The following is a 20651-nucleotide window of genomic DNA, read 5'->3' on the forward strand; positions in this document are numbered from 1 at the left end:
GGATGAAGAACAAAAAAATGCTACCTGATGGGCCAGATTGGACCTTTCAAATGCTAGAGCAATATCATGTTGAGATAAAAAAGGTCGCAGAATTTTATCGCCTAGATACTTATCCCAACCAGATTGAGATTATTACCGCAGAGCAAATGATGGATGCTTATTCTAGTGTCGGTATGCCGATTAACTACCACCACTGGTCTTTTGGTAAAAAATTCATTCAAACAGAACAAAACTACAAACATGGCCAGATGGGATTGGCCTATGAAATAGTGATCAATTCCTCACCATGTATTGCTTATTTAATGGAAGAAAATACCATCACAATGCAAGCCTTAGTCATGGCTCACGCCTGCTATGGGCATAACTCTTTTTTTAAAGGTAATTATCTATTTCAAACATGGACTGATGCGAGTTCAATTGTCGATTATTTACTTTTTGCTCAACAATACCTTACTCAATGTGAAGAAAAGTATGGAGTTGATGAGGTAGAAAAGATCCTCGATTCTTGCCATGCCTTAATGAACTACGGGGTAGACAGATATAAACGCCCAGAGAAAATCTCGATCGCAGAAGAGAAAATCCGCCAAGAAGACAGAGAAGCCTATCTTCAATCTCAAGTGAATGACTTATGGCGAACCGTGCCAAAAGCAAAAGAAGAAAATAGTGAAGAAAAAATACGTTTTCCCTCAGAGCCTCAAGAAAACATTCTTTATTTTATAGAAAAACACGCGCCGTTATTAGAGTCATGGCAACGAGAAGTGGTTCGAATTGTCAGAAAAATCAGCCAATATTTTTACCCACAAAAACAAACTCAAGTCATGAATGAAGGCTGGGCAACATTTTGGCATTACACCATCTTAAATCACCTTTATGATGAAGGCCTAGTCTCAGAAAAGTTTATTCTAGAGTTCTTACATAGCCATACTAATGTGGTTGCTCAACCTGCCTATAACAGTCCTTATTATAACGGGATAAACCCTTACGCTCTTGGCTTTGCTATGTTCCAAGATATTCGCCGGATATGTGAAGAACCCACCGAGGAAGACAAAGAGTGGTTTCCTGATTTAGCAGGTAGTGATTGGCTTGATGCTACCCACTTTGCAATGCATAACTTCAAAGATGAGAGTTTTATTAGCCAATATTTATCGCCTAAACTCATACGTGAATTTAAACTATTTTCTATTTTAGATAATGACAAAAATAAACATATTGAAGTTAATGCAATTCACGATGAAACAGGTTATCGGGAAATAAGAGAAAAGCTAGCAGCTCAATATAACTTAAGTAACCTTGAACCTAATATTCAAGTATGGAATGTCGATGTTCGAGGAGATCGCTCTTTAGTTCTTCGTCATATTCCACATAACCGCATTCCTTTAGATAAAGGCCATGACGAAGTCATGAAACACCTTCATCGTCTATGGGGATTTGATGTAATTCTTGAAGAGGTTATTTCATTTAATCGAGCAGAGATTATCTCTTCTTGCCCAAAGCGTAATTATTACAATACGAGTATTTAACTTCTTTTATTCTAACCACCATTAAATAGAAAAAGCCTGAGGTATCGCTACCTCAAGGCTTTATTTTATCTATCGACTATTTATAAGTAATCGATAAATTATAGTGACGCTAATGCTGCATTTAATGTAGCACTTGGACGCATTTCTTTCGCAGCAAGCTCAACAACAGGCTGGAAGTAACCACCCACATCGCCAACCACACCTTGTGCTGCATTTAGCTCATCAACAATCTTAGTTTCATTAGACGTTAATGTTTCAGCTAAAGAGCCAAAGTAAGCTTGAAGCTCTGCATCTTTTGTTTGTACTGCTAACTCTTGAGCCCAATACATTGTTAGATAGAAGTGGCTACCACGGTTATCTAACTCACCGACACGACGTGATGGTGATTTATTTGTTTCAAGGAACTTAGACGTTGCAGCATCTAACGTATCTGCAAGAATTTGTGCTTTTGCATTACCCGTTGTCACACTTAAGTGCTCAAATGAAGCAGCAAGCGCTAAGAACTCACCTAAAGAATCCCAACGTAAATGGTTTTCTTTTTCAAACTGTTGAACGTGTTTTGGAGCAGAACCGCCCGCACCCGTTTCAAACAGGCCACCACCATTCATAAGAGGAACAATAGACAGCATTTTCGCTGATGTACCAAGCTCTAGAATTGGGAATAGATCCGTTAGGTAATCACGCAGTACATTACCCGTTACAGAGATAGTATCTTCACCTTTGATAATACGCGCTAACGTATATTCAGTGGCTTCAACAGGAGATAGGATTTGAATATCAAGACCTGCTGTATCGTGATCGGCAAGGTAAGTATTTACCTTTTTAATCAACTCAGCATCATGAGCACGATTTGCATCAAGCCAGAAAATAGCAGGAGTACCTGTTGCACGAGCACGGTTTACTGCTAATTTAACCCAATCTTGAATTGGAGCATCTTTCGCCTGACACATACGCCAGATATCGCCTTCACCCACAGAATGTTCAATTAGAGCAGAACCCGCACCATCAATCACTCGTACCGTTCCTGCTTCAGAAAGAATGAACGTCTTATCGTGAGAACCGTATTCTTCTGCTTTTTGAGCCATCAAGCCTACGTTTGGCACAGAGCCCATCGTTGTTGGATCAAATGCACCGTTTGCTTTACAAAATTCAATCACTGATTGATAAACACCCGCATAACAACGATCTGGGATCATCGCTTTAGTGTCTTTTAGTTGGCCATCAGGACCCCACATACGGCCAGAAGTACGTAGTGCAGCAGGCATAGATGCATCGATAATCACGTCACTTGGCACGTGAAGGTTTGTAATACCGCGATCTGAGTCCACCATAGCAAGTTCAGGTTGGTATTCGTAAACAGCCGCAAGATCAGCTTCAATCGCTGCTTTTTCAGCTTCTGGCAATGAGGCGATTTTAGTGTAAACATCACCTACACCATTGTTTGCATCAACACCTAGCTTTTCAAAGGTTGCTGCATGTTTTGCAAACACCTCTTTATAGAACACTTTTACGGCATGGCCAAAAATAACAGGATCTGATACTTTCATCATGGTTGCTTTCATATGCAAAGAAAGCAGAACATCTTCTTCTTTGGCTTTTTTGATTTCAGCGTCAAAAAACTCAACTAATGCTTTCTTGCTCAGACAAGAACCATCAATGATCTCTTTATCTTTCAGTGCCAAACCTTCTTTAAGAACCGTCACTGCACCATTGTTAGCAACAAATTCAATACTCACATTTGTTGCACCATCAATCGTTACTGATTGTTCACTTGAGTAAAAATCGCCTTCACTCATACTTGCAACGTGTGACTTGGAATCAGCAGACCAAGCACCCATTGAGTGCGGGTTATTACGAGCGTATTGCTTAACTGCACCAGGCGCACGACGATCAGAGTTACCTTCACGAAGAACTGGGTTTACCGCTGAGCCTTTAATCTTGTCATAAACCGCTTTAACCGCTTTTTCTTCATCTGTTTTTGCTTCTTCTGGGTAGTTAGGTAGAGCATAGCCTTTTGCTTGAAGCTCTTTAATTACCGCATGAAGCTGAGGAATTGACGCACTGATATTTGGAAGTTTAATAATATTGGCTTCTGGCGTTTTTGCTAGTTCGCCAAGCTCTGCTAATGCATCACTAATGCGTTGTTCTTCTGTTAAGTACTCAGGAAAGTTTGCAATTACACGACCAGCAAGTGAGATGTCACGTGTATCAACGTCAATATCCGATGACGCTGCAAATGCTTGAATAATTGGAAGAAGTGAATGCGTCGCCAGTGCTGGCGCTTCATCAGTGATAGTATAGATAATCTTAGATTTTTGCGTTGTCATTTAATTTCCCTATTTAATCTACAAAACCCGTAACAAAACGTATAATAGGCTTTGTAATTTACCGACTTTATTTTTATTAGTCTCTTGTTTCACGCGCGTACTATAGCGAAAAGCGATGAACTTTAAAACTAAACACCACAAAAGCTTTACAATTTTGCAAGGTAGTTAACATGACATTCAAGCGTTCCCCTAATTGGAAAAAACCGGCCTTTAAGAAAAAAGCGATTCAAAAGCCACGACCTGCACCAAAAGATCGTAAAGTCCTTATCTTTAATAAACCTTTTGATGTATTGAGTCAATTTACTGATGACCAACATCGCCAGACGCTCGCAGATTTTATTTCAGTAAAAGATGTTTACGCCGCTGGTCGCCTTGATCGCGATAGCGAAGGGTTATTAATCTTGACCAATGATGGTGTCTTGCAAGCACGATTAACTCAGCCAGAATCGAAATCACCAAAAACCTATTGGGTACAAGTTGAAGGTGCTCCAACCGAAGAAGATTTAGAAAAACTTCGCCAAGGCGTAGAATTAAAAGATGGAATGACACTGCCAGCAAAAGTAGAAATGATGACAGAACCTGATTTATGGGAGCGTAATCCTCCGGTTCGATTCCGAGCTGCCATTCCAACCACTTGGATTGCGATAACGATTATTGAAGGCCGTAATCGTCAAGTTCGACGCATGACGGCACATATTGGCTTCCCAACGTTACGTTTAATTCGTTACTCAATGGGCGATTGGACTATAAAAGATGTCCCTCACGGTGAATGGAAAGAAGTCACTCTATAGTCACAGCAACAAACAATGTAAATAATAAGTTAAAAAAGCGCTACACGTTTAGTCCTTTTTCACTTAGACTCAAGAAAAGACGATGAAGTTATGAAGGAATAAAAATGAATGTAATCATTAAGGTAGCAGGGATTGCTAGTGTACTATTATTATCTGCCTGTGCTCCAGCAGATAGAGCAGATATAAACTCTACTGAACTGACTAACGAGCATTATAAGAACCAAGAAAAACAACAACAAAACTGTATGCTAACAGGTGAAATTGGCTGTGCTAATTAATTAGGCTAAGCCCAGAACAAACTTATTAAGCCAATAAAAAGGCCTGATAGAATCACTACTATCAGGCCTTATTTCAACATCAAAAAGACAGTTTACTGCCCTTTCGTATTGAGTTTATTCATCACCCATAAAGCTCATATCTGGTAATGATTCTAGATTTTCTTTATAGCGTTTTTGATTAAATTCTGCGCCATTTTTCATCACATCAAAAACTTCAACAGCCAACGCACACGCCATCATTTCAATCGCATCTTCGCGTGGGTTACCTGTCATTACCAAGCGCATTAATGTCTCTTTTACTGCAACTGGGCTGCCATCTTCAATTTGATTTTTTACGGTCTCAATCAATGTTTCTTCAGTCATGAAATCGTCTTGTTGATCTGTCATCTTACTTCTCACTCAATAATTTCGCCTACTATGCCATAAATGCAAAGTAAAGAGGCGTAAATTATTTAGCATTGAACATTTTCTTACCGGTCTTATCTTGATCTGACCAAAAATTAATATTGAATTGAGCATCATCACTCAACTCAACTCGATGCCAGTACTGAGGAGGGCTTGTTGCAAATTGCCCTGCGTTAATAACGACTTTAACTTCAGGCTCTGTCGCTTCTGAATCTGCAAAGCCATAATAAGTGACCACACCTTCCATTACACATAACTGACCAAAAACATCAGCCGCTGTATTATGATGCGATAATAGTGCCTCAGGTACATTATCTTTCGTGAAAAATGGGGTAGAACGTTGGATTTTCCAATTTTTTGGGATACGTAAATGGTTCATAATAATCTCTCCAAATAAATTTTTTATTCTTTCGTCATCATATATTTATCGGTTCTTACCAATAGTTTTCAGAACTAAACTGCCCTGCTTTACGACGAAGATGTTTGTTAAAACCTAACTCTTTTAGCGCATCAGATGTGTCTTTAACCATGTTAGGGTTGCCGCAGATGTATAAGAAACTACGCGTTTTACTAAGCTGGCATTTGGCACGACTCTCGATCTCTCTGCTGAGCAGCAAAGTCGGGATTCGTCCACATAAAGTTCCGGTGACATGTTCTCTAGAAACAATTGGTACATAATGAAACCTCTTGTTATATCTATTAATTAATTGTTGGACCCGCTCTTGATAAATCAACTCAGACTGCGTTCTTACTGCATGAACTAACACAATATTTTTAAATCGAGTTTCAAGTAATGGTGTTTCTAATATTGAGATAAATGGCCCTATGGCCGTACCTGTTGATAATAACCATAAATCCTCTACACCTTGAGGCATTTCATTAATGGTCATAAACCCTGAAGCTTCTTTACCAACAAAAATCTCGTCACCAGAATTTAGCGCTTTAAGACGAGGAGATAACTCCCCGCTTTCATCTGCAATGATCAGAAATTCCATCTGTTGGTGCCCTTCCGTCTGCTTTGGGTTGTTCACTATGGAATAAGCTCTTCTTACCCAATCTCCCTGCCCATCAGGTAGTGCTAATTTAGTAAATTGTCCCGCCTGATAAGCACTAATTGGCGCTTCAACAAATAAACTGAATAAATGATCAGTCCAGTCATAACGACGAAGAACAACCCCTTTAATTAATCCATGTGGAATTTCTGTCATAGCTCATCTCTCATTATTTCGTATTATGTATCTCTCTAAATAAAGGAAATGCGTTCTTAACTAATTCATTGGTTACCACAAATCCAGTTAACTGATTATTGGCATTGTAAGCTTTAGCACATAACCCCTGTGTCTCGATATCAACAGCCCAACGTTCAATGTCGACTGATGTATTACCCGCAAGCTGTATTGGATAATGGGGTGTTTTCACCTTCACCATCATATTTGGTAATTCAAGTATCGTCTCAGTTCCTAATAAGGTTTTTGCTAACGCATTCGCACTCAATAAGATAGGTTGTAGGTATGCCATTACCTTGCCTTCTATTTCAGCACAGTCACCTAATGCATAGACATTATTCGCTGACGTTTTCAGTATTGAGTCAACAACAATCCCTCGATTAACCATAATGTCCGACTTTATGGCTAGCTGCGTATTAGGTTTTAGCCCAGCGGCTGATATCACACAATCCACTAAATACGATTGACCATTCGTTGTCGTTACTCGATATCCATTATCTTGTTTATTTACCGCTTGCACACAATCCGACAAAGTAACGGTAACCCCTTTTTCTCTGCATGCTTTTTCAAGTGGCAGTGAAATAAAGTCAGGGATCATATTAGCCAGTAGATGACTATTTGGCTCAACCAAGGTCACCATTTTCCCTGCATTTGCCAAATCCATTGCGAGCTCTGTACCTATTAAACCACCACCAACAACAAGTACTTTTTTAGACTCCAATACTTTTTGTTGAATACCAGCAAACTCTTTTAGGCTATTTAATGTCAGGATTTCTTCACATCCATCACCGTGAAAAGGTGGAATAAATGTTTGAGACCCTGTTGCTAATACCAATTTCCCATAAGCATACTGCTCATCATTTACAGTAATCGCTTGGTTCTCAGCATCTATCGACTCAACGAAGGCATGCGTATGTAAAATGACATTGTATTGCTCAGCAAAAGCTCCTCCAGTTAATGTAATCATATCTTCTGGATTTTGTTGCTTTGAAAATACGTGACTCAAATCTGGCTTGTTATAGTCATCACCACTGTCATTCGTAAACACATGAATCGGACAATCACTATTAGTTCGACGAATAGTTTTAATTAATTGGTAAGAGGCAAAACCACTACCAATAATAACGATAGGTAAACTCATCATTTATCCTCCAACTACTTAATTTCAACAAATACGTCTTTACCTAGATGACACTCAGGGCATAAGAAGTAATCAGGTACTTCTGACCAAGGAGTATTAGGCTCTACACCTTGATTTGGCTCACCAAGAGCAGGATCGTACACCCAGTTACATACTGTGCATAACATGCACTGTGAAGCGCTGCTTTCTCCGGTAGCTCCGACTTCTGTATCGTTTGCCGCTAATTCAACAGCAGGTTCAATCATGACGACTGGATCTTGGGCTGTTACTTCTTTAGCCACCGTTGGTTCAATGACTTTTGTTGTTTGCTCTTTTTTTTCTACATTAATGGTATTAAACGTGGTAGTTAGTGGTTTTAGTGCCCACTGCTTTGCAATAAATTGCCCATGCTCTCGACATAACTGCATTGCTTTACCATCTGGACGCCATTTCGCTTTTAAACCCACCGCGGTTTCAAAACCAGCATCAGTTAAGCGAGAATGAATTCTGTCAACAGCACCACCATTCCAACCGTAACTACCAAATGCACCTGCTTTTTTCGCTTTAAATCGAAGGCCTGTAATTTCTTCTAACATGCCCGCAATTTTAGGCATCATCACATTGTTCATGGTTGATGAGCCAACAAGGATCCCTTTTGAGCGGAAAACACTGGTTAAAATATCATTCTTATCTTGGCGAGAAACATTGAATACTTTGACCGCAACAGCAGGGTCAATATCATGAATACCTTGAGCAATCGCATCAGCCATCATTCGAGTGTTGTTTGACATAGAATCGTAGAAAATAGTAATACGATCTTCTTGATAATTATCAGCCCACTCTAAATATTGATGAATGATTTGAGTTGGATTATCTCTCCATACACAACCGTGAGAAGTTGCGATCATATCGACAGGTAAATTAAAGCTTAATACTTCTTTGATTTTTGCCGTTACTAATGCACTGAATGGCGTAAGGATATTAGCGTAGTAACGTAGGCATTGATCCATCAATTCCGTTTGATCTACTTCGTCATTAAACAAGCGCTCATCACAATAGTGTTGGCCAAATGCATCATTACTAAACAAAATTGCATCACCGGTTAAGTACGTCATCATACTGTCTGGCCAGTGCAGCATTGGCGCTTCAACAAAAATCAATTGCTTGCCATTGCCTATATCTAACGCATCGCCCGTTTTAATTGGATTAAAATTCCATTCAGGATGATGATGGTGACCAACAATTGAATCAATCGCGTTTTCAGTGCAATAAATTGGCGTACCCGGGATCTTATCCATTAACGCAGAAAGCGCCCCTGCGTGATCTTCTTCAGCATGATTAATTACGATGTAATCAATGCTAGCAAGATCAATTTCCATTTCTAAATTTTGAATAAATTGATGACTAAAACGATGGTCAACTGTATCAATTAATACTGTTTTTTCTTCTTGAATAAGATAACTGTTATAGCTTGTGCCTTTGGTCATTTTAAATTCAGTGCCATGGAAGTCAGACACTTCCCAATCACGTTGGCCAACCCAGTTAACATTATTTTTAATATGAATAGTCATTGTTTTTCTCATTTAATTATTAGCGTTACAATACCTATTGCATTGAGTGTGCCAGTTTTCATATAATTGATTTAAAAGGAATTAATAAAACAAGGAACCCGTACAATGTCATTGTGACACCTGTTTACTTTTGTCAAAAAGACACTACAATAGTCAAATTGACAATTAAAGAGTTGGGTAGAATAATGAGGAACATGAAAGAAGAATGGGCTCAAATTGCATTGGATTTAACGTCCGGATTAGACAGTAAAGACCGTTTTGAACGTTTATTATCAACCATTCGAAATGCGTTAAAATGTGACGCTTCTGCTTTACTCTTATTTAAAAATCAATACTTCTCACCACTAGCAACCAACGGCCTAGACAGTGATGTGATTGGGCGTCGTTTTGCTATTTCACAACATCCTCGTTTAGAAGCCATAGCACGAGCTGGTGATATTGTTCGCTTTCCTCCAGACAGTGATTTACCCGATCCTTATGACGGATTAATTAAAAATAAAAAAGAACTCCTTCATGTGCACTCTTGTATCGGGCTGCCTTTACTTGTTAATGAACGATTGATTGGCGCAGTAACTATTGATGCATTCGATCCTGCTCAATTTAATAGTTTTACCAATAAAGAACTTAGGATCATTAGCGCCTTAGCTGCAACCAGTCTGAACACCGCTTTACTGATGGAAAAATTAGAAAATCAGTCTTCAGGGGGATCAACTGGATCATCCTTTGAAAACGCGCAGCAGAACAATGTTGAGATGATTGGTGAATCAAAAGCGATGAAAGAGTTAAAAGCCAATATCAAAGCCGTCGCCAATACCGAGCTATCCGTTTTAATCACAGGAGAAACAGGGGTTGGTAAAGAGTTAGTGGCGAGTGCTTTACATGAGCAATCGTCAAGGGCAAATCAAAACTTAGTCTACTTAAACTGTGCCGCTTTGCCCGAATCTGTCGCAGAAAGTGAACTGTTTGGTCATGTAAAAGGGGCGTTTACAGGAGCTATTAGTAACCGTAAAGGCAAATTTGAATCGGCCGATAATGGCACGCTATTTCTAGATGAAATTGGTGAGTTATCTTTAGCGCTACAAGCCAAATTATTACGCGTTTTACAATATGGCGATATTCAACGAATTGGCGATGATAATCACATTAAAGTAAACACTCGTATTATTGCAGCGACCAATAAAACGTTAAGTGAAGAAGTTAAAGAAGGCAATTTTAGAGCTGACTTGTACCACCGTTTAAGTGTCTTCCCAATTTTTGTGCCTCCACTGAGAGATCGAGGAAGTGACATTACTCTTCTTGTTGGCTACTTTGCCGAAAAAAGCCGCGTAAAACTAAGAGCATCAAGCCTACGTATTACCCCAGAGGCCATTAGCGTACTTAATGCTTATCCTTGGCCTGGTAATGTTCGTGAATTAGAACACGTCATAAGCCGAGCGGCTGTTTTATCTAGAGCACAAAGTATTGATTCAGATTTAACCCTCTCTACTTCGCATTTTTCTATTCAAAAAGAAACCGACACTAAAGAGTCTGTACCACAATCAACAGAAGAAGTAAGTTTGGAATGTAATAAAGGATTACGCTTAGCAACCGATGAGTTTCAAGCCAAACTAATCCAAAAAACGTATCAAAAACATCAACAAAATTGGGCGGCGACAGCAAGAGCATTACAAGTTGATACGGGAAATTTACATCGTTTAGCAAAACGTTTAAATCTTAAGGAATAAATCCCAAAAATCATTTTTATTTCGCAGATATAATTATGTGATTTTGCTCTCGGATCTGTCCTGAGCATATTCTTTCTGTTAGAATCTGCCTCAAGTTTTATTAGTGGTGTTAAAGAATGTCAGACAACAGCCAAAAGAAAGTCATCGTCGGTATGTCCGGTGGTGTAGATTCTTCAGTATCAGCCTATCTACTTCAGCAACAAGGATACCAAGTTGAAGGTCTTTTCATGAAAAACTGGGAAGAAGATGACAACGAGGAATATTGTACCGCTGCCGAAGATTTAGCCGATGCACAAGCGGTGTGTGACAAATTAGGTATTCACCTTCACACCATTAACTTTGCATCTGAATACTGGGACAACGTTTTTGAATATTTCTTAGAGGAATACAAAGCGGGCCGTACGCCAAATCCTGATATTTTATGTAATAAAGAAATCAAATTTAAAGCTTTCTTAGAATTTGCTGATGAAGTGCTAGATGCAGATTTCATTGCTATGGGTCACTACGTTCGTCGTACTTTCCCAAGCGCAGAAGAAATCGCAAATGGTGCAAAACCAGAAATGCTTCGTGGTTTAGATTCAAACAAAGATCAAAGCTACTTCCTATACACATTAAGCTCAGATCAAGTGTCTCGCAGCCTATTCCCTGTTGGTGAGCTTGAAAAACCTGAAGTACGCCGCATTGCTGAAGAGCAAGATTTGATCACAGCGAAGAAAAAAGATTCTACTGGTATTTGCTTTATTGGTGAACGTAAATTTACTGAATTTTTAGGCAAATACTTACCAGCACAACCAGGTAATATCGAAACCCCAGAAGGTAACATCATTGGTCAACACCAAGGTTTGATGTACCACACTCTAGGTCAACGTAAAGGGTTACACATCGGTGGCTCTAAAGGCGGCGGCGGTAACGAAGACCCATGGTTTGTTGGTGAAAAAGATTTAAAACGTAATGTGTTAATTGCCGTTCAAGGTAAAGATCACCCATTACTAAAATCTCAAGGCCTATTAGCTTCTCAATTGCACTGGGTTGATCGCACTCCGATTAAAGCCCCATTGAGCTGCACGGTGAAAACACGTTACCGTCAAACTGATATCCCTTGTACCATCATCCCTATTGATGATGAAAACATTAAAGTGATTTTTGATGAAGCACAAATTGCAGTGACTCCAGGTCAATCTGCTGTTTTCTACTCAGGTGAAATTTGCCTAGGTGGCGGCATCATCGAAGAGCGTATTTAAGGAGTTCCGAGCGTGGCTAACACTTTATTTGACAGAACCATTGCATTTGCTGGCATTTGCCAAGCGGCAAGCTTAGTACAAAAAATGGCGAAAGATGGGCACTGTGATCAAGCTGCGTTTGATACTGCTATTCAATCAATATTAGAAATCAATCCAAGTAATACGCTTGCTGTTTATGGCAATGAAGCGAACTTACGTATTGGTTTAGAATGTCTGGTTCGAGATTTTGACAATACACCATCAGGCAGTGAATTAACTCGCTACTTGATCAGTTTAATGGCGTTAGAGCGCAAACTTGCAGGCCATCGCGATGGTATGAGCAAGCTTGGTGAACGCATTAGCACTATTGAGCGTCAACTTGAACATTTTGATATTCACGATGAACAAATGCTCAGTAACATTGCCAGCATTTATTTAGATGTGATCAGCCCTATGGGCCCTCGCATCCAAGTGACTGGTACACCATCTATCTTACAGCAACCGATGACACAGCATAAAGTGCGCTCCCTGCTCCTTTCAGGTATTCGTTCCGCTGTATTATGGCGCCAAACGGGTGGCAAACGTCGCCATTTAATTTTTGGTCGTAAGAAAATGGTAGAGCAAGCAAAAATTATTTTAGCTCGAATTTAAAAAATTAAAGCCTACTTGAATCTCAGGTAGGCTTTATCCTTTAACCTTTATAGATATCTAGGAGATTCACATGGAATTGTCAGCATTAACTGCTGTTTCACCTGTAGATGGTCGCTACGGAAGTAAAACAATTTCTCTACGCAGCATCTTTAGTGAGTACGGCTTACTAAAGTACCGCACTGTTGTTGAAGTTCGTTGGCTTCAAAAATTAGCAGCTACGCAATCGATTGCGGAAGTGGCTACATTAAGCGCAGAAGCGAATCAATTCTTAGATAATATCGCAGCTAACTTCAATGAAGAAGATGCTATGCGTATCAAAGAAATTGAACGCACTACTAACCACGATGTTAAAGCTGTTGAATATTTCCTTAAAGAAAAAGTTGCAGAGGTTCCTGAACTTCACGCAATTAATGAGTTCATCCACTTTGCATGTACTTCAGAAGACATCAACAACACATCTCACGCTCTAATGCTTAAAGAAGCACGTGATACTGTGATTCTTCCTGAAATCCGTAACGTTATCGATGCAATCAAAGCATTAGCTAACGAGTACCGTGACATTCCGCTTCTTTCTCGTACACACGGTCAGCCAGCTTCTCCATCTACTATGGGTAAAGAAATGGCTAACGTTGCGTACCGTATGGAACGTCAATATAAGCAAATCGAAAACGTTGAGATCCTAGCAAAAATCAATGGTGCTGTAGGTAACTATAACGCTCACCTTTCTGCTTACCCTGATGTTGATTGGCATGCATTTAGCGAAGAGTTCATCACTGAATCTCTAGGCGTTAACTGGAACCCGTACACAACTCAAATCGAACCTCATGACTACATTGCTGAGCTATTTGATGCGATTGCACGTTTCAACACTATCCTTCTTGATTTTGACCGTGACGTTTGGGGTTACATAGCTCTTGGTCACTTCAAACAAAAAACGATTGCTGGCGAAATCGGCTCTTCAACAATGCCGCATAAAGTTAACCCAATCGATTTTGAAAACTCTGAAGGTAACCTAGGTCTTGCTAACGCTATCTTTAGCCACCTAGCACAAAAACTGCCTGTATCTCGCTGGCAGCGTGACCTAACTGACTCAACGGTTCTTCGTAACCTAGGTGTTGGTTGTGGCTACGCTATCATTGCATACACATCGACTCTAAAAGGCATTAGCAAGTTAGAGATCAATCGTGCTGCACTTGAAGCTGAGCTAGATAAAAACTGGGAAGTTCTTGCAGAACCAGTACAAACAGTAATGCGTCGTTACGGCATCGAAAAGCCATACGAAAAACTAAAAGAACTGACTCGTGGTAAACGTGTAGATGGCGAAGGTATGCGTGCATTCATCGACGGTTTAGAAATCCCTGCAGATGAGAAAGTTCGTCTAAAAGAGATGACGCCAGCAAACTACATTGGTCAAGCTATCGAGCTAACTGACAAGCTGTAATCTTTACGGTTATTTTTAACCAGACAGATTAACAAGCACTAAAAAGCCCTGTATCAAACGCCTTTAAGCGTACTGTTACAGGGCTTTTTTATTCGGCTTTTATTTATTCGAGATGATACTAATTACATCACACACTCTTGCATTTCTTTTGCGCCTTCAACACCTTTCTCAATTAAGCTCTGCGCTTCTTGGTTTGAAATCGTCGACATCACTTTATCCAATAACTTCTCTGCATTAGATTCTGATGACGCTTCCACTAAACAACTGTACGCATTAGCAATGTGCTCTTGGATTTCAACCAGTGCTTTAGGGTTGCTGTAATCTGCATTTAACGCTTCATCAATTGATTCTGCAAACTCAGATGCAGAGCTGGCTGCATCACCAAATTGTTCAATATTAATCGCTTCTAGATCTACTGATTCTAGCTTTTCTTGAGCCATATCTACGGCCTTATTTGCAGCCTCTTGCGCTTTATCAATCGCTTGACTTGCGTCATCACACCCCATTAAAACCACAGAAAACAATAAAGGAACTAATAATTTTTTGTTCATTTTTTTCTCACTATAAAATTATAAAAATAACCAAAACAGACTAACAGAAAACCAATAAAATAAGAGAGTTAGCTTGTACCTAAGTATGAATATACAAGTATAAATCATCGCTTGTGAAGCCAATGTGAACAAGGCGATTAAATAATACGATTAATATCCATATTTAACTAAGGATTACCCGCTCTGAGTCGATAAGGAGTTCTCTAAAACACACTTCTATTGGAAAGATTATGTTTAAATCGATAAAAACACGTATAGCTGTCAGTGCGGGGCTTGCTATTTTTATTACATTAAGTACCGCAATGTTTTTTACCACGGTCTCTTATAACAGTGTGAATAAAGAGATTACTCAACATGTATCTGACCAGCTTGCTGATAACATTGATTACAAATTATTGTCTATTGCTAGCCAGCAAAGTGCTGAACTAAACGGGCTTTTTTCTCCTGTTATTAGTAACTTAACTCAATTAAAATCAATATTAGAACTATCAAATCAAGAAGGCGATAGTGCAAAGCGTCTAATCCAACAATTTACAGCATCATTAAAAATGCAAAATGAAAGTGTGTTTGCGGGTTATATGGTCTGGGAAGACGAAAACTTTATTAAAGATGACTCTGAACTAACCCAAAAAGCGTTAAACAAAAATGGCATTTTATCTCCGTTTTTTTCACCAATAGACTCTAGTTTTGAAGCTCTAGGAATGGATAGCTTTAGCAATACCGCTTTAAATAGTAATGGGGAACGCGTTGATGATTGGCACTTATCGCCATTTGAAACGGGTAAACGCTTTGTTATGGAACCTTATAATTACAATGTAAGAGGAAATGAAGAATTGATCACAACGATCAGCCTGCCTCTTATGAAAGACGGAAATATTGTTGGTTCATTGGGTTTTGATTGGTCTGTTAAAAACTTCCAAGCAATCAGTACTAAAGCTGCTAATTCTACAGGAATTTCAGGCACTGCCGTTTCCATTGTTTCTTGGGATAGTCGTTTCTTAGCCTTTAGTGCCGATCCTACTCTTGTTGGTAAAAAAGTTGAAAACGAATTTGCTCAACATTGGACATCAATCCAGCAACGAATCAAAAATGAAGATGCCTTCTTAGAAGACATTGGCCGCTTTAAAGTCGCTATTGCAAAAATTGATACTGGTGCAAATCCATGGATAGTAATGGTATCAATACCAAAAGAAACCCTAGGACAAGAAATTACTGATTTTAATTTATTCAGTACCGAGCTCAGTCATGATGCGCTTTCTAATGGCCTTTTAAGTGGTTTAGTTTCTTCAATTATCGGTATTGCTATTATCTTTATTTTAGCAAGACAAATTGGGAACACATTGATGAACTTAACATCACGCTTTGAAAATATAGCTCAAGGCGATGGTGACTTAACTCAACGTATTGAAGTCACATCTAAAGATGAAATTGGTCAACTTGCTTTCTGGTTCAATACCTTTATCGAGAAAGTTCAAAATACGCTTCATAATGCAAAAGAGACGGCTGAACTCGTCTCTCAATCATCGATGAATACCATGACTGAAACTGAAAAGTCACAAATAAAACTTCAAAATCAAGTCAATGAAGTGACACAGTTGGCAACTGCAATTAATGAGATGAGTGCAACAGCCCAAGAGGTAGCATCGTCGGCATTACAAGCCGCTACTGCTGCAAGTCAGATCCAAGCAAGCAGTGAAGAAGGTCAAAAAATCATGGATAACGCAGCAGCTTCAGTAGAAGAATTAGCGTCGTTCATTAATGAAGCCCAAGAGCAAGTCGTTAACTTGGCGGCATCGAGCAATGATATTCAAAAGATCCTGCTTGAAATCGGCGGAATTGCTGAACAAACCAATCTACTGGCATTAAATGCCGCGATTGAAGCCGCTCGTGCAGGTGAGTATGGCCGTGGGTTTGCTGTTGTGGCTGATGAAGTTCGTAACCTAGCAAGCCGCACACAAAGTTCAACTCAAGAAATTAATAATATGCTTGCTGTATTACAACAAAATACTCATAGCATTGTGACGGTAATGGACAGTAGCCAAAAGCAAGCATTCGCAACTAAAGAAGAAACGCTAATTGCACAAGAAAATCTGAAAGAGATCAGTACCGCTATTCTGGTAGCCAATGACATGAATAATCAAATTGCTTCAGCCGCAGAGGAACAAAGCTCTGTCTCTGAAGAGATAAATCGCAATGTGACAAGTATTAACGAAGCCGCTGATGAAGTTCTTTCTGATATGCAAACTTCGTTAAATGATACCGCAGAGCTAACAAAAGAAAGCCATTCACTAGCTCAGAAATTAAGTGAATTTAAAACTCAATAGATTTTAAAACCTAGAATCTACATTTAATTAAGCCATGCTTTTTCTCTATTGCATGGCTTTTTTATTTATCCAAATCCGCATGAACTTTATGAACAAAATTCATTTAATGTTCTAAATAGCCATTATCATCTCTATCTAGCCAAAACCCCCTCAAGTGAATAACATTTACGTAACAACCAAGAAAAAGCAGTATATATCGAACGATAACAGCTCATAGAAGCTGTAACCCCTACTCTCAAGTTTCACACCATAACGACAGAGAAACTTGGACACATAAGGACATGTTATTCATGCTTACTTCATTTAAAAAACAAATCACAGCCTCAATGATTGCTGCAACCTTTGCACTTTCAGGTTCAGCTATTGCAGCCGAGCTTGAAAAAATCCACTTCATCATTCCAGGTGGTGCTGGTGGCGGTTGGGATATGACAGCTCGCGGTACCGGTGATGTATTGCTTAAATCAGACATCATTGAACAAGCGTCATACCAAAACCTTTCAGGGGGCGGCGGCGGTAAAGCTATTGCTCATTTAATTGAAACTGCAGAGCGCCAGCCAGATACATTAATGGTCAACTCCACGCCTATCGTGATCCGATCGTTAAGTGGTATTTTCCCGCAGTCATTTCGAGACCTAACCCCAGTTGCTGCAACTATTGCCGATTATGGTGCGATTGTCGTAAATAAAGACTCTAAATATACCAGCTGGGAGCAAGTGGTTGCTGATTTTGAAAAAGACCCTCGTTCAGTAAAAATTGCAGGCGGTTCAGCTCGAGGCAGCATGGATCACCTAGTGGTTGCGGCAGCATTTAAAGGTGAAGGCTTTGATGCAAGAAAAGTACGTTACATTGCGTACGATGCCGGTGGTAAAGCAATGGCTGCACTGCTTTCAGGCGAAACACCTCTACTTTCAACAGGGTTAGGTGAAGTGCTTGAAATGTCGAAAAGCGGTCAAGTTCGTATTCTTGCTATCACAGCACCTAAACGTTTAGAAAGTGCGCCAGAAATCCCAACACTAACTGAATACGGCAATGAAACCGTCTTTGCTAACTGGCGTGGTTTCTTCGCAGCGCCTGGTACACCACAAGCGAAAATCGATGAGTACAGAGAAGCCTTCGATAAGATGTATGAAACGGATCAATGGGCGGTAGTTCGAGATCGTAATGGTTGGATTGATAACTACAAGGCGGACAAAGACTTTTATGCTTTCCTTGAAAATCAAGAATTGCTAATGGGTAACCTAATGCGTGAGCTTGGCTTCTTAAAATAACACAATCATTTCAGCTGCCTTGAATAATTAATGACTCTCCCGGATATGGCTCATTAATGTTCCTGTTACCTCCTCCTTGCACCTTATGTTCAAGGCAGCCTTTTTCTTACTCTTTTTTAAATGGATGAATGGAGAGAACTCATGTCGTACTCTAGCTCTTCTCTACTATGCCGAGATCGCGTTGGCGCAATCATTTTTTTACTGGTCTGCTTATGCTATGGCTACCAAACCAGTTTAATTCCTTTATTTCCTGGTGATGAATACGAACCCTTCACCGCTCGAACCCTACCTTACATGCTGACCTTTGCTGGTATTTTTCTTTCATTACTTCTTATTGTCTCAGCTCAACCTGATGAAAAAAGTGGTGCCGTATTAGGCTTTAACTGGAAGCTCTTAATTGGGTTTATCATTTTAATGGTGTTGTATGGCATTGGTTTAACATGGCTCGGTTTTGTTCTAGCTACAAGCCTATTTTTACTGGCAGGGTTCTATCTTTTAGGCGAACGTCGTAAACCCATTTTATTTGGCGCCTCGTTTCCTTTCGTTACTGGATTCTGGCTACTTCTTACCAAAGGTTTGGATATCTATCTAGAACCTGGTTATCTTTTTCTTGCTTGGTAAACCCTAGGACTTAATTATGTTAGATGGAATTTTAGCAGGCTTATCAACAGCGATTATGCCAACCAACTTGATGATGGTGATGATCGGCTGTTTTGTAGGTACATTCATCGGTATGTTGCCGGGTCTTGGCCCTATTTCTGCCATTGCCTTAATGATCCCGATTAGCTACGGACTTGATCCAGCATCAGGTATGATCTTAATGGCGGGTGTTTATTATGGCGCCGTTTTTGGTGGGTCTACCTCATCAATATTGATTAATGCACCGGGCTGTTCTTCAACTGTAGTTACTGCCTTTGATGGTTATCCAATGGCACAAAAAGGTCAGGCAGGTAAAGCCCTTGCGCTTGCTGCCTACTCCTCTTTTACCGGTGGTACACTTTCAGCCATCATGCTACTGATTGCAGCTCCAGCGCTTGCCAAGGTATCTCTTAGCTTCCAATCATCAGATTACTTTGCCCTAATGTTAGTCGGCTTATCCGCTGTTGCAGCATTCGCAGGTAAAGGCCAAGTGATTAAAGCTTGGATGATGACCATTCTTGGTTTAATGCTTTCAACCGTCGGCATTGATAAAGGCATTGGTGTCGAGCGCTTTACTTTTGGCTTAACTGATTTAATGGATGGATTCAGCTTCTTATTGCTTGCAATGGCAACCTTCGCATTAGGGGAAACCTTGATGGGAATATTAAAACCAGAGCAAGACACGCGAGATGATGAACAAAATAAAATGTCTGACCTAGGCAGCATGAAAATCACCAAAGAAGAATTTAAAGAGGTTGCTCCTGTTGCTGTTCGTTCATCTATCCTTGGTTTCTTTACTGGCGTATTACCCGGCGCTGGCGCAACTATTGCGGCATTCTTAAGTTACGGAATGGAGCGAAACCTAGCACCAAAAGATAAAAAAGAAGAGTTTGGTAAAGGCAGTATCCGTGGATTAGTGGCACCTGAATCGGCAAATAACGCCGCATCAAGTGGATCATTTGTTCCCCTACTTACCTTAGGTATTCCTGGCTCTGGAACGACCGCAATCATGCTTGGTGCCTTAATCGCTTATGGTATTCAACCTGGTCCAAGACTGTTTGTCGATCACCCTGATATCTTCTGGTCAGTTATTATCTCTATGTACTTTGGTAATATCGTATTAGTGATCCTAAATTTACCGTTAATTCCATACATCTCTAAATTACTTGCTGTGCCAAGAACCGTATTGATGCCGATGGTTTTATTCTTCTCAATTACTGGGGTGTATTTAGTCTCATTTAATACCGTTGATGTATTCATCATGATCTTTATTGCGATGGTGGCAATAGCCCTGCGGCTTGCCAATTTTCCACTAGCCCCCTTACTGCTCGGATTTATATTGGGTGGCATGATGGAAGAGAATTTACGTCGAGCATTAATGATCAGTGATGGTGAGTTGAGTTTCTTGTGGGAACGTCCTATTACCTTTAGTTTCACTGCTATTGCTGCAATTGTGCTTATTCTTCCAATGCTACTGACGTTTATCAATAACGTTATCCGTCCTAAGTTTGCAGTAAAGTCATAATCTTCTAATCTAACCGTCTAATATGGACACCAATACTAAGGATAGTATTGGTGTCTATTTCCTCTGCTGC

18 protein-coding genes are annotated in these 20651 nt (G+C 39.8%); 11 read left to right on the forward strand and 7 right to left on the reverse strand.

Translation table 11 applies throughout. The features are described from left to right. The first annotated feature begins 2 nt into the window (after nt 1–2). Nucleotides 3–1520: a SpoVR family protein gene (locus AC2INI_RS09595; RefSeq protein ID WP_486304708.1), complete on the forward strand. Its 1518-nt coding sequence runs from the start codon at nt 3–5 to the stop codon at nt 1518–1520. A 98-nt stretch (nt 1521–1618) separates the two neighbouring features. Here the strand turns inward: AC2INI_RS09595 and AC2INI_RS09600 are convergent, their stop codons facing one another. Next, nucleotides 1619–3847: an NADP-dependent isocitrate dehydrogenase gene (locus tag AC2INI_RS09600; protein WP_486304709.1), complete on the reverse strand. Its 2229-nt coding sequence runs from the start codon at nt 3845–3847 to the stop codon at nt 1619–1621. A gap of 170 nt (nt 3848–4017) precedes the next feature. On the opposite strand from AC2INI_RS09600, the gene AC2INI_RS09605 reads away from it, so the two are divergent. Together AC2INI_RS09605 and AC2INI_RS09610 are read left to right on the forward strand one after the other, a co-directional pair. Further along, nucleotides 4018–4638 (forward strand): pseudouridine synthase, encoded by a 621-nt coding sequence (locus AC2INI_RS09605; protein ID WP_486304710.1) that lies wholly within the window; start codon nt 4018–4020, stop codon nt 4636–4638. A gap of 104 nt (nt 4639–4742) precedes the next feature. Continuing rightward, nucleotides 4743–4916 carry a hypothetical protein gene (locus AC2INI_RS09610; protein ID WP_122034007.1) on the forward strand — a complete coding sequence of 58 codons (174 nt, stop codon included), beginning with the start codon at nt 4743–4745 and terminating at the stop codon, nt 4914–4916. A gap of 114 nt (nt 4917–5030) precedes the next feature. Here the strand turns inward: AC2INI_RS09610 and AC2INI_RS09615 are convergent, their stop codons facing one another. The 5 genes from AC2INI_RS09615 to norV all read right to left on the reverse strand — a co-directional run bounded on the left by AC2INI_RS09615 (nt 5031) and on the right by norV (nt 9238). Then, a complete protein-coding gene (locus tag AC2INI_RS09615; RefSeq protein WP_045102562.1) occupies nt 5031–5303 on the reverse strand; it encodes a hypothetical protein in 273 nt (90 codons plus the stop codon). A 61-nt stretch (nt 5304–5364) separates the two neighbouring features. Next, nucleotides 5365–5700: a TehB family protein gene (locus AC2INI_RS09620; protein WP_486304711.1), complete on the reverse strand. Its 336-nt coding sequence runs from the start codon at nt 5698–5700 to the stop codon at nt 5365–5367. 55 nt (nt 5701–5755) lie between these two features. Continuing rightward, a complete protein-coding gene (locus AC2INI_RS09625; RefSeq protein WP_486304712.1) occupies nt 5756–6529 on the reverse strand; it encodes a ferredoxin--NADP reductase in 774 nt (257 codons plus the stop codon). 13 nt (nt 6530–6542) lie between these two features. After that, nucleotides 6543–7688 (reverse strand): NADH:flavorubredoxin reductase NorW, encoded by a 1146-nt coding sequence (norW, locus tag AC2INI_RS09630; RefSeq protein WP_486305717.1) that lies wholly within the window; start codon nt 7686–7688, stop codon nt 6543–6545. A gap of 14 nt (nt 7689–7702) precedes the next feature. Beyond that, the gene (gene norV, locus AC2INI_RS09635; RefSeq protein WP_122034016.1) at nt 7703–9238 is read right to left on the reverse strand and encodes an anaerobic nitric oxide reductase flavorubredoxin; all 1536 of its coding nucleotides are present in this window, start codon (nt 9236–9238) and stop codon (nt 7703–7705) included. Nucleotides 9239–9423: 185 nt separating this feature from the next. On the opposite strand from norV, the gene norR reads away from it, so the two are divergent. The 4 genes from norR to purB all read left to right on the forward strand — a co-directional run bounded on the left by norR (nt 9424) and on the right by purB (nt 14274). After that, complete coding sequence (norR, locus tag AC2INI_RS09640) at nt 9424–10962, forward strand: nitric oxide reductase transcriptional regulator NorR (RefSeq protein WP_122034018.1); 1539 nt, start codon at nt 9424–9426, stop codon at nt 10960–10962. A gap of 116 nt (nt 10963–11078) precedes the next feature. Continuing rightward, entirely contained in the window at nt 11079–12203 is a 1125-nt protein-coding gene (gene mnmA, locus AC2INI_RS09645; RefSeq protein ID WP_045102564.1) for a tRNA 2-thiouridine(34) synthase MnmA, read from the forward strand. Nucleotides 12204–12215: 12 nt separating this feature from the next. Next, nucleotides 12216–12833 (forward strand): high frequency lysogenization protein HflD, encoded by a 618-nt coding sequence (gene hflD, locus AC2INI_RS09650; RefSeq protein ID WP_045102565.1) that lies wholly within the window; start codon nt 12216–12218, stop codon nt 12831–12833. A gap of 70 nt (nt 12834–12903) precedes the next feature. Continuing rightward, a complete protein-coding gene (gene purB / locus AC2INI_RS09655; protein ID WP_122034020.1) occupies nt 12904–14274 on the forward strand; it encodes an adenylosuccinate lyase in 1371 nt (456 codons plus the stop codon). 122 nt (nt 14275–14396) lie between these two features. Here the strand turns inward: purB and AC2INI_RS09660 are convergent, their stop codons facing one another. Then, a complete protein-coding gene (locus tag AC2INI_RS09660; protein ID WP_486304713.1) occupies nt 14397–14825 on the reverse strand; it encodes a hypothetical protein in 429 nt (142 codons plus the stop codon). Between the two features lie 230 nt (nt 14826–15055). Between AC2INI_RS09660 and AC2INI_RS09665 the strand changes: the two genes are divergently transcribed. The 4 genes from AC2INI_RS09665 to AC2INI_RS09680 all read left to right on the forward strand — a co-directional run bounded on the left by AC2INI_RS09665 (nt 15056) and on the right by AC2INI_RS09680 (nt 20581). Next, the gene (locus AC2INI_RS09665; RefSeq protein ID WP_486304714.1) at nt 15056–17149 is read left to right on the forward strand and encodes a methyl-accepting chemotaxis protein; all 2094 of its coding nucleotides are present in this window, start codon (nt 15056–15058) and stop codon (nt 17147–17149) included. Nucleotides 17150–17439: 290 nt separating this feature from the next. Continuing rightward, the gene (locus tag AC2INI_RS09670; RefSeq protein WP_122034027.1) at nt 17440–18417 is read left to right on the forward strand and encodes a tripartite tricarboxylate transporter substrate binding protein; all 978 of its coding nucleotides are present in this window, start codon (nt 17440–17442) and stop codon (nt 18415–18417) included. Nucleotides 18418–18537: 120 nt separating this feature from the next. After that, nucleotides 18538–19038, forward strand: a complete 501-nt coding sequence (locus AC2INI_RS09675) for a tripartite tricarboxylate transporter TctB family protein (RefSeq protein WP_045102570.1) — start codon at nt 18538–18540, stop codon at nt 19036–19038. Nucleotides 19039–19054: 16 nt separating this feature from the next. Further along, nucleotides 19055–20581, forward strand: coding sequence for a tripartite tricarboxylate transporter permease (locus AC2INI_RS09680; RefSeq protein ID WP_045102571.1), 1527 nt, complete (start codon nt 19055–19057; stop codon nt 20579–20581). Nucleotides 20582–20651: the final 70 nt, after the last annotated feature.

This window comes from Aliivibrio friggae (assembly GCF_057368515.1).

Excerpts from the sequence above, each read along its gene's own strand:
- AC2INI_RS09595 (WP_486304708.1), top strand. The coding sequence starts at position 3 with ATGAAGAACAAAAAAATGCTACCTGATGGGCCAGATTGGACCTTTCAA.
- AC2INI_RS09600 (WP_486304709.1), bottom strand. The coding sequence starts at position 3,847 with ATGACAACGCAAAAATCTAAGATTATCTATACTATCACTGATGAAGCG.
- AC2INI_RS09605 (WP_486304710.1), top strand. The coding sequence starts at position 4,018 with ATGACATTCAAGCGTTCCCCTAATTGGAAAAAACCGGCCTTTAAGAAA.
- AC2INI_RS09610 (WP_122034007.1), top strand. The coding sequence starts at position 4,743 with ATGAATGTAATCATTAAGGTAGCAGGGATTGCTAGTGTACTATTATTA.
- AC2INI_RS09615 (WP_045102562.1), bottom strand. The coding sequence starts at position 5,303 with ATGACAGATCAACAAGACGATTTCATGACTGAAGAAACATTGATTGAG.
- AC2INI_RS09620 (WP_486304711.1), bottom strand. The coding sequence starts at position 5,700 with ATGAACCATTTACGTATCCCAAAAAATTGGAAAATCCAACGTTCTACC.
- AC2INI_RS09625 (WP_486304712.1), bottom strand. The coding sequence starts at position 6,529 with ATGACAGAAATTCCACATGGATTAATTAAAGGGGTTGTTCTTCGTCGT.
- norW (WP_486305717.1), bottom strand. The coding sequence starts at position 7,688 with ATGAGTTTACCTATCGTTATTATTGGTAGTGGTTTTGCCTCTTACCAA.
- norV (WP_122034016.1), bottom strand. The coding sequence starts at position 9,238 with ATGACTATTCATATTAAAAATAATGTTAACTGGGTTGGCCAACGTGAT.
- norR (WP_122034018.1), top strand. The coding sequence starts at position 9,424 with ATGAGGAACATGAAAGAAGAATGGGCTCAAATTGCATTGGATTTAACG.
- mnmA (WP_045102564.1), top strand. The coding sequence starts at position 11,079 with ATGTCAGACAACAGCCAAAAGAAAGTCATCGTCGGTATGTCCGGTGGT.
- purB (WP_122034020.1), top strand. The coding sequence starts at position 12,904 with ATGGAATTGTCAGCATTAACTGCTGTTTCACCTGTAGATGGTCGCTAC.
- AC2INI_RS09660 (WP_486304713.1), bottom strand. The coding sequence starts at position 14,825 with ATGAACAAAAAATTATTAGTTCCTTTATTGTTTTCTGTGGTTTTAATG.
- AC2INI_RS09665 (WP_486304714.1), top strand. The coding sequence starts at position 15,056 with ATGTTTAAATCGATAAAAACACGTATAGCTGTCAGTGCGGGGCTTGCT.
- AC2INI_RS09670 (WP_122034027.1), top strand. The coding sequence starts at position 17,440 with ATGCTTACTTCATTTAAAAAACAAATCACAGCCTCAATGATTGCTGCA.
- AC2INI_RS09675 (WP_045102570.1), top strand. The coding sequence starts at position 18,538 with ATGGATGAATGGAGAGAACTCATGTCGTACTCTAGCTCTTCTCTACTA.
- AC2INI_RS09680 (WP_045102571.1), top strand. The coding sequence starts at position 19,055 with ATGTTAGATGGAATTTTAGCAGGCTTATCAACAGCGATTATGCCAACC.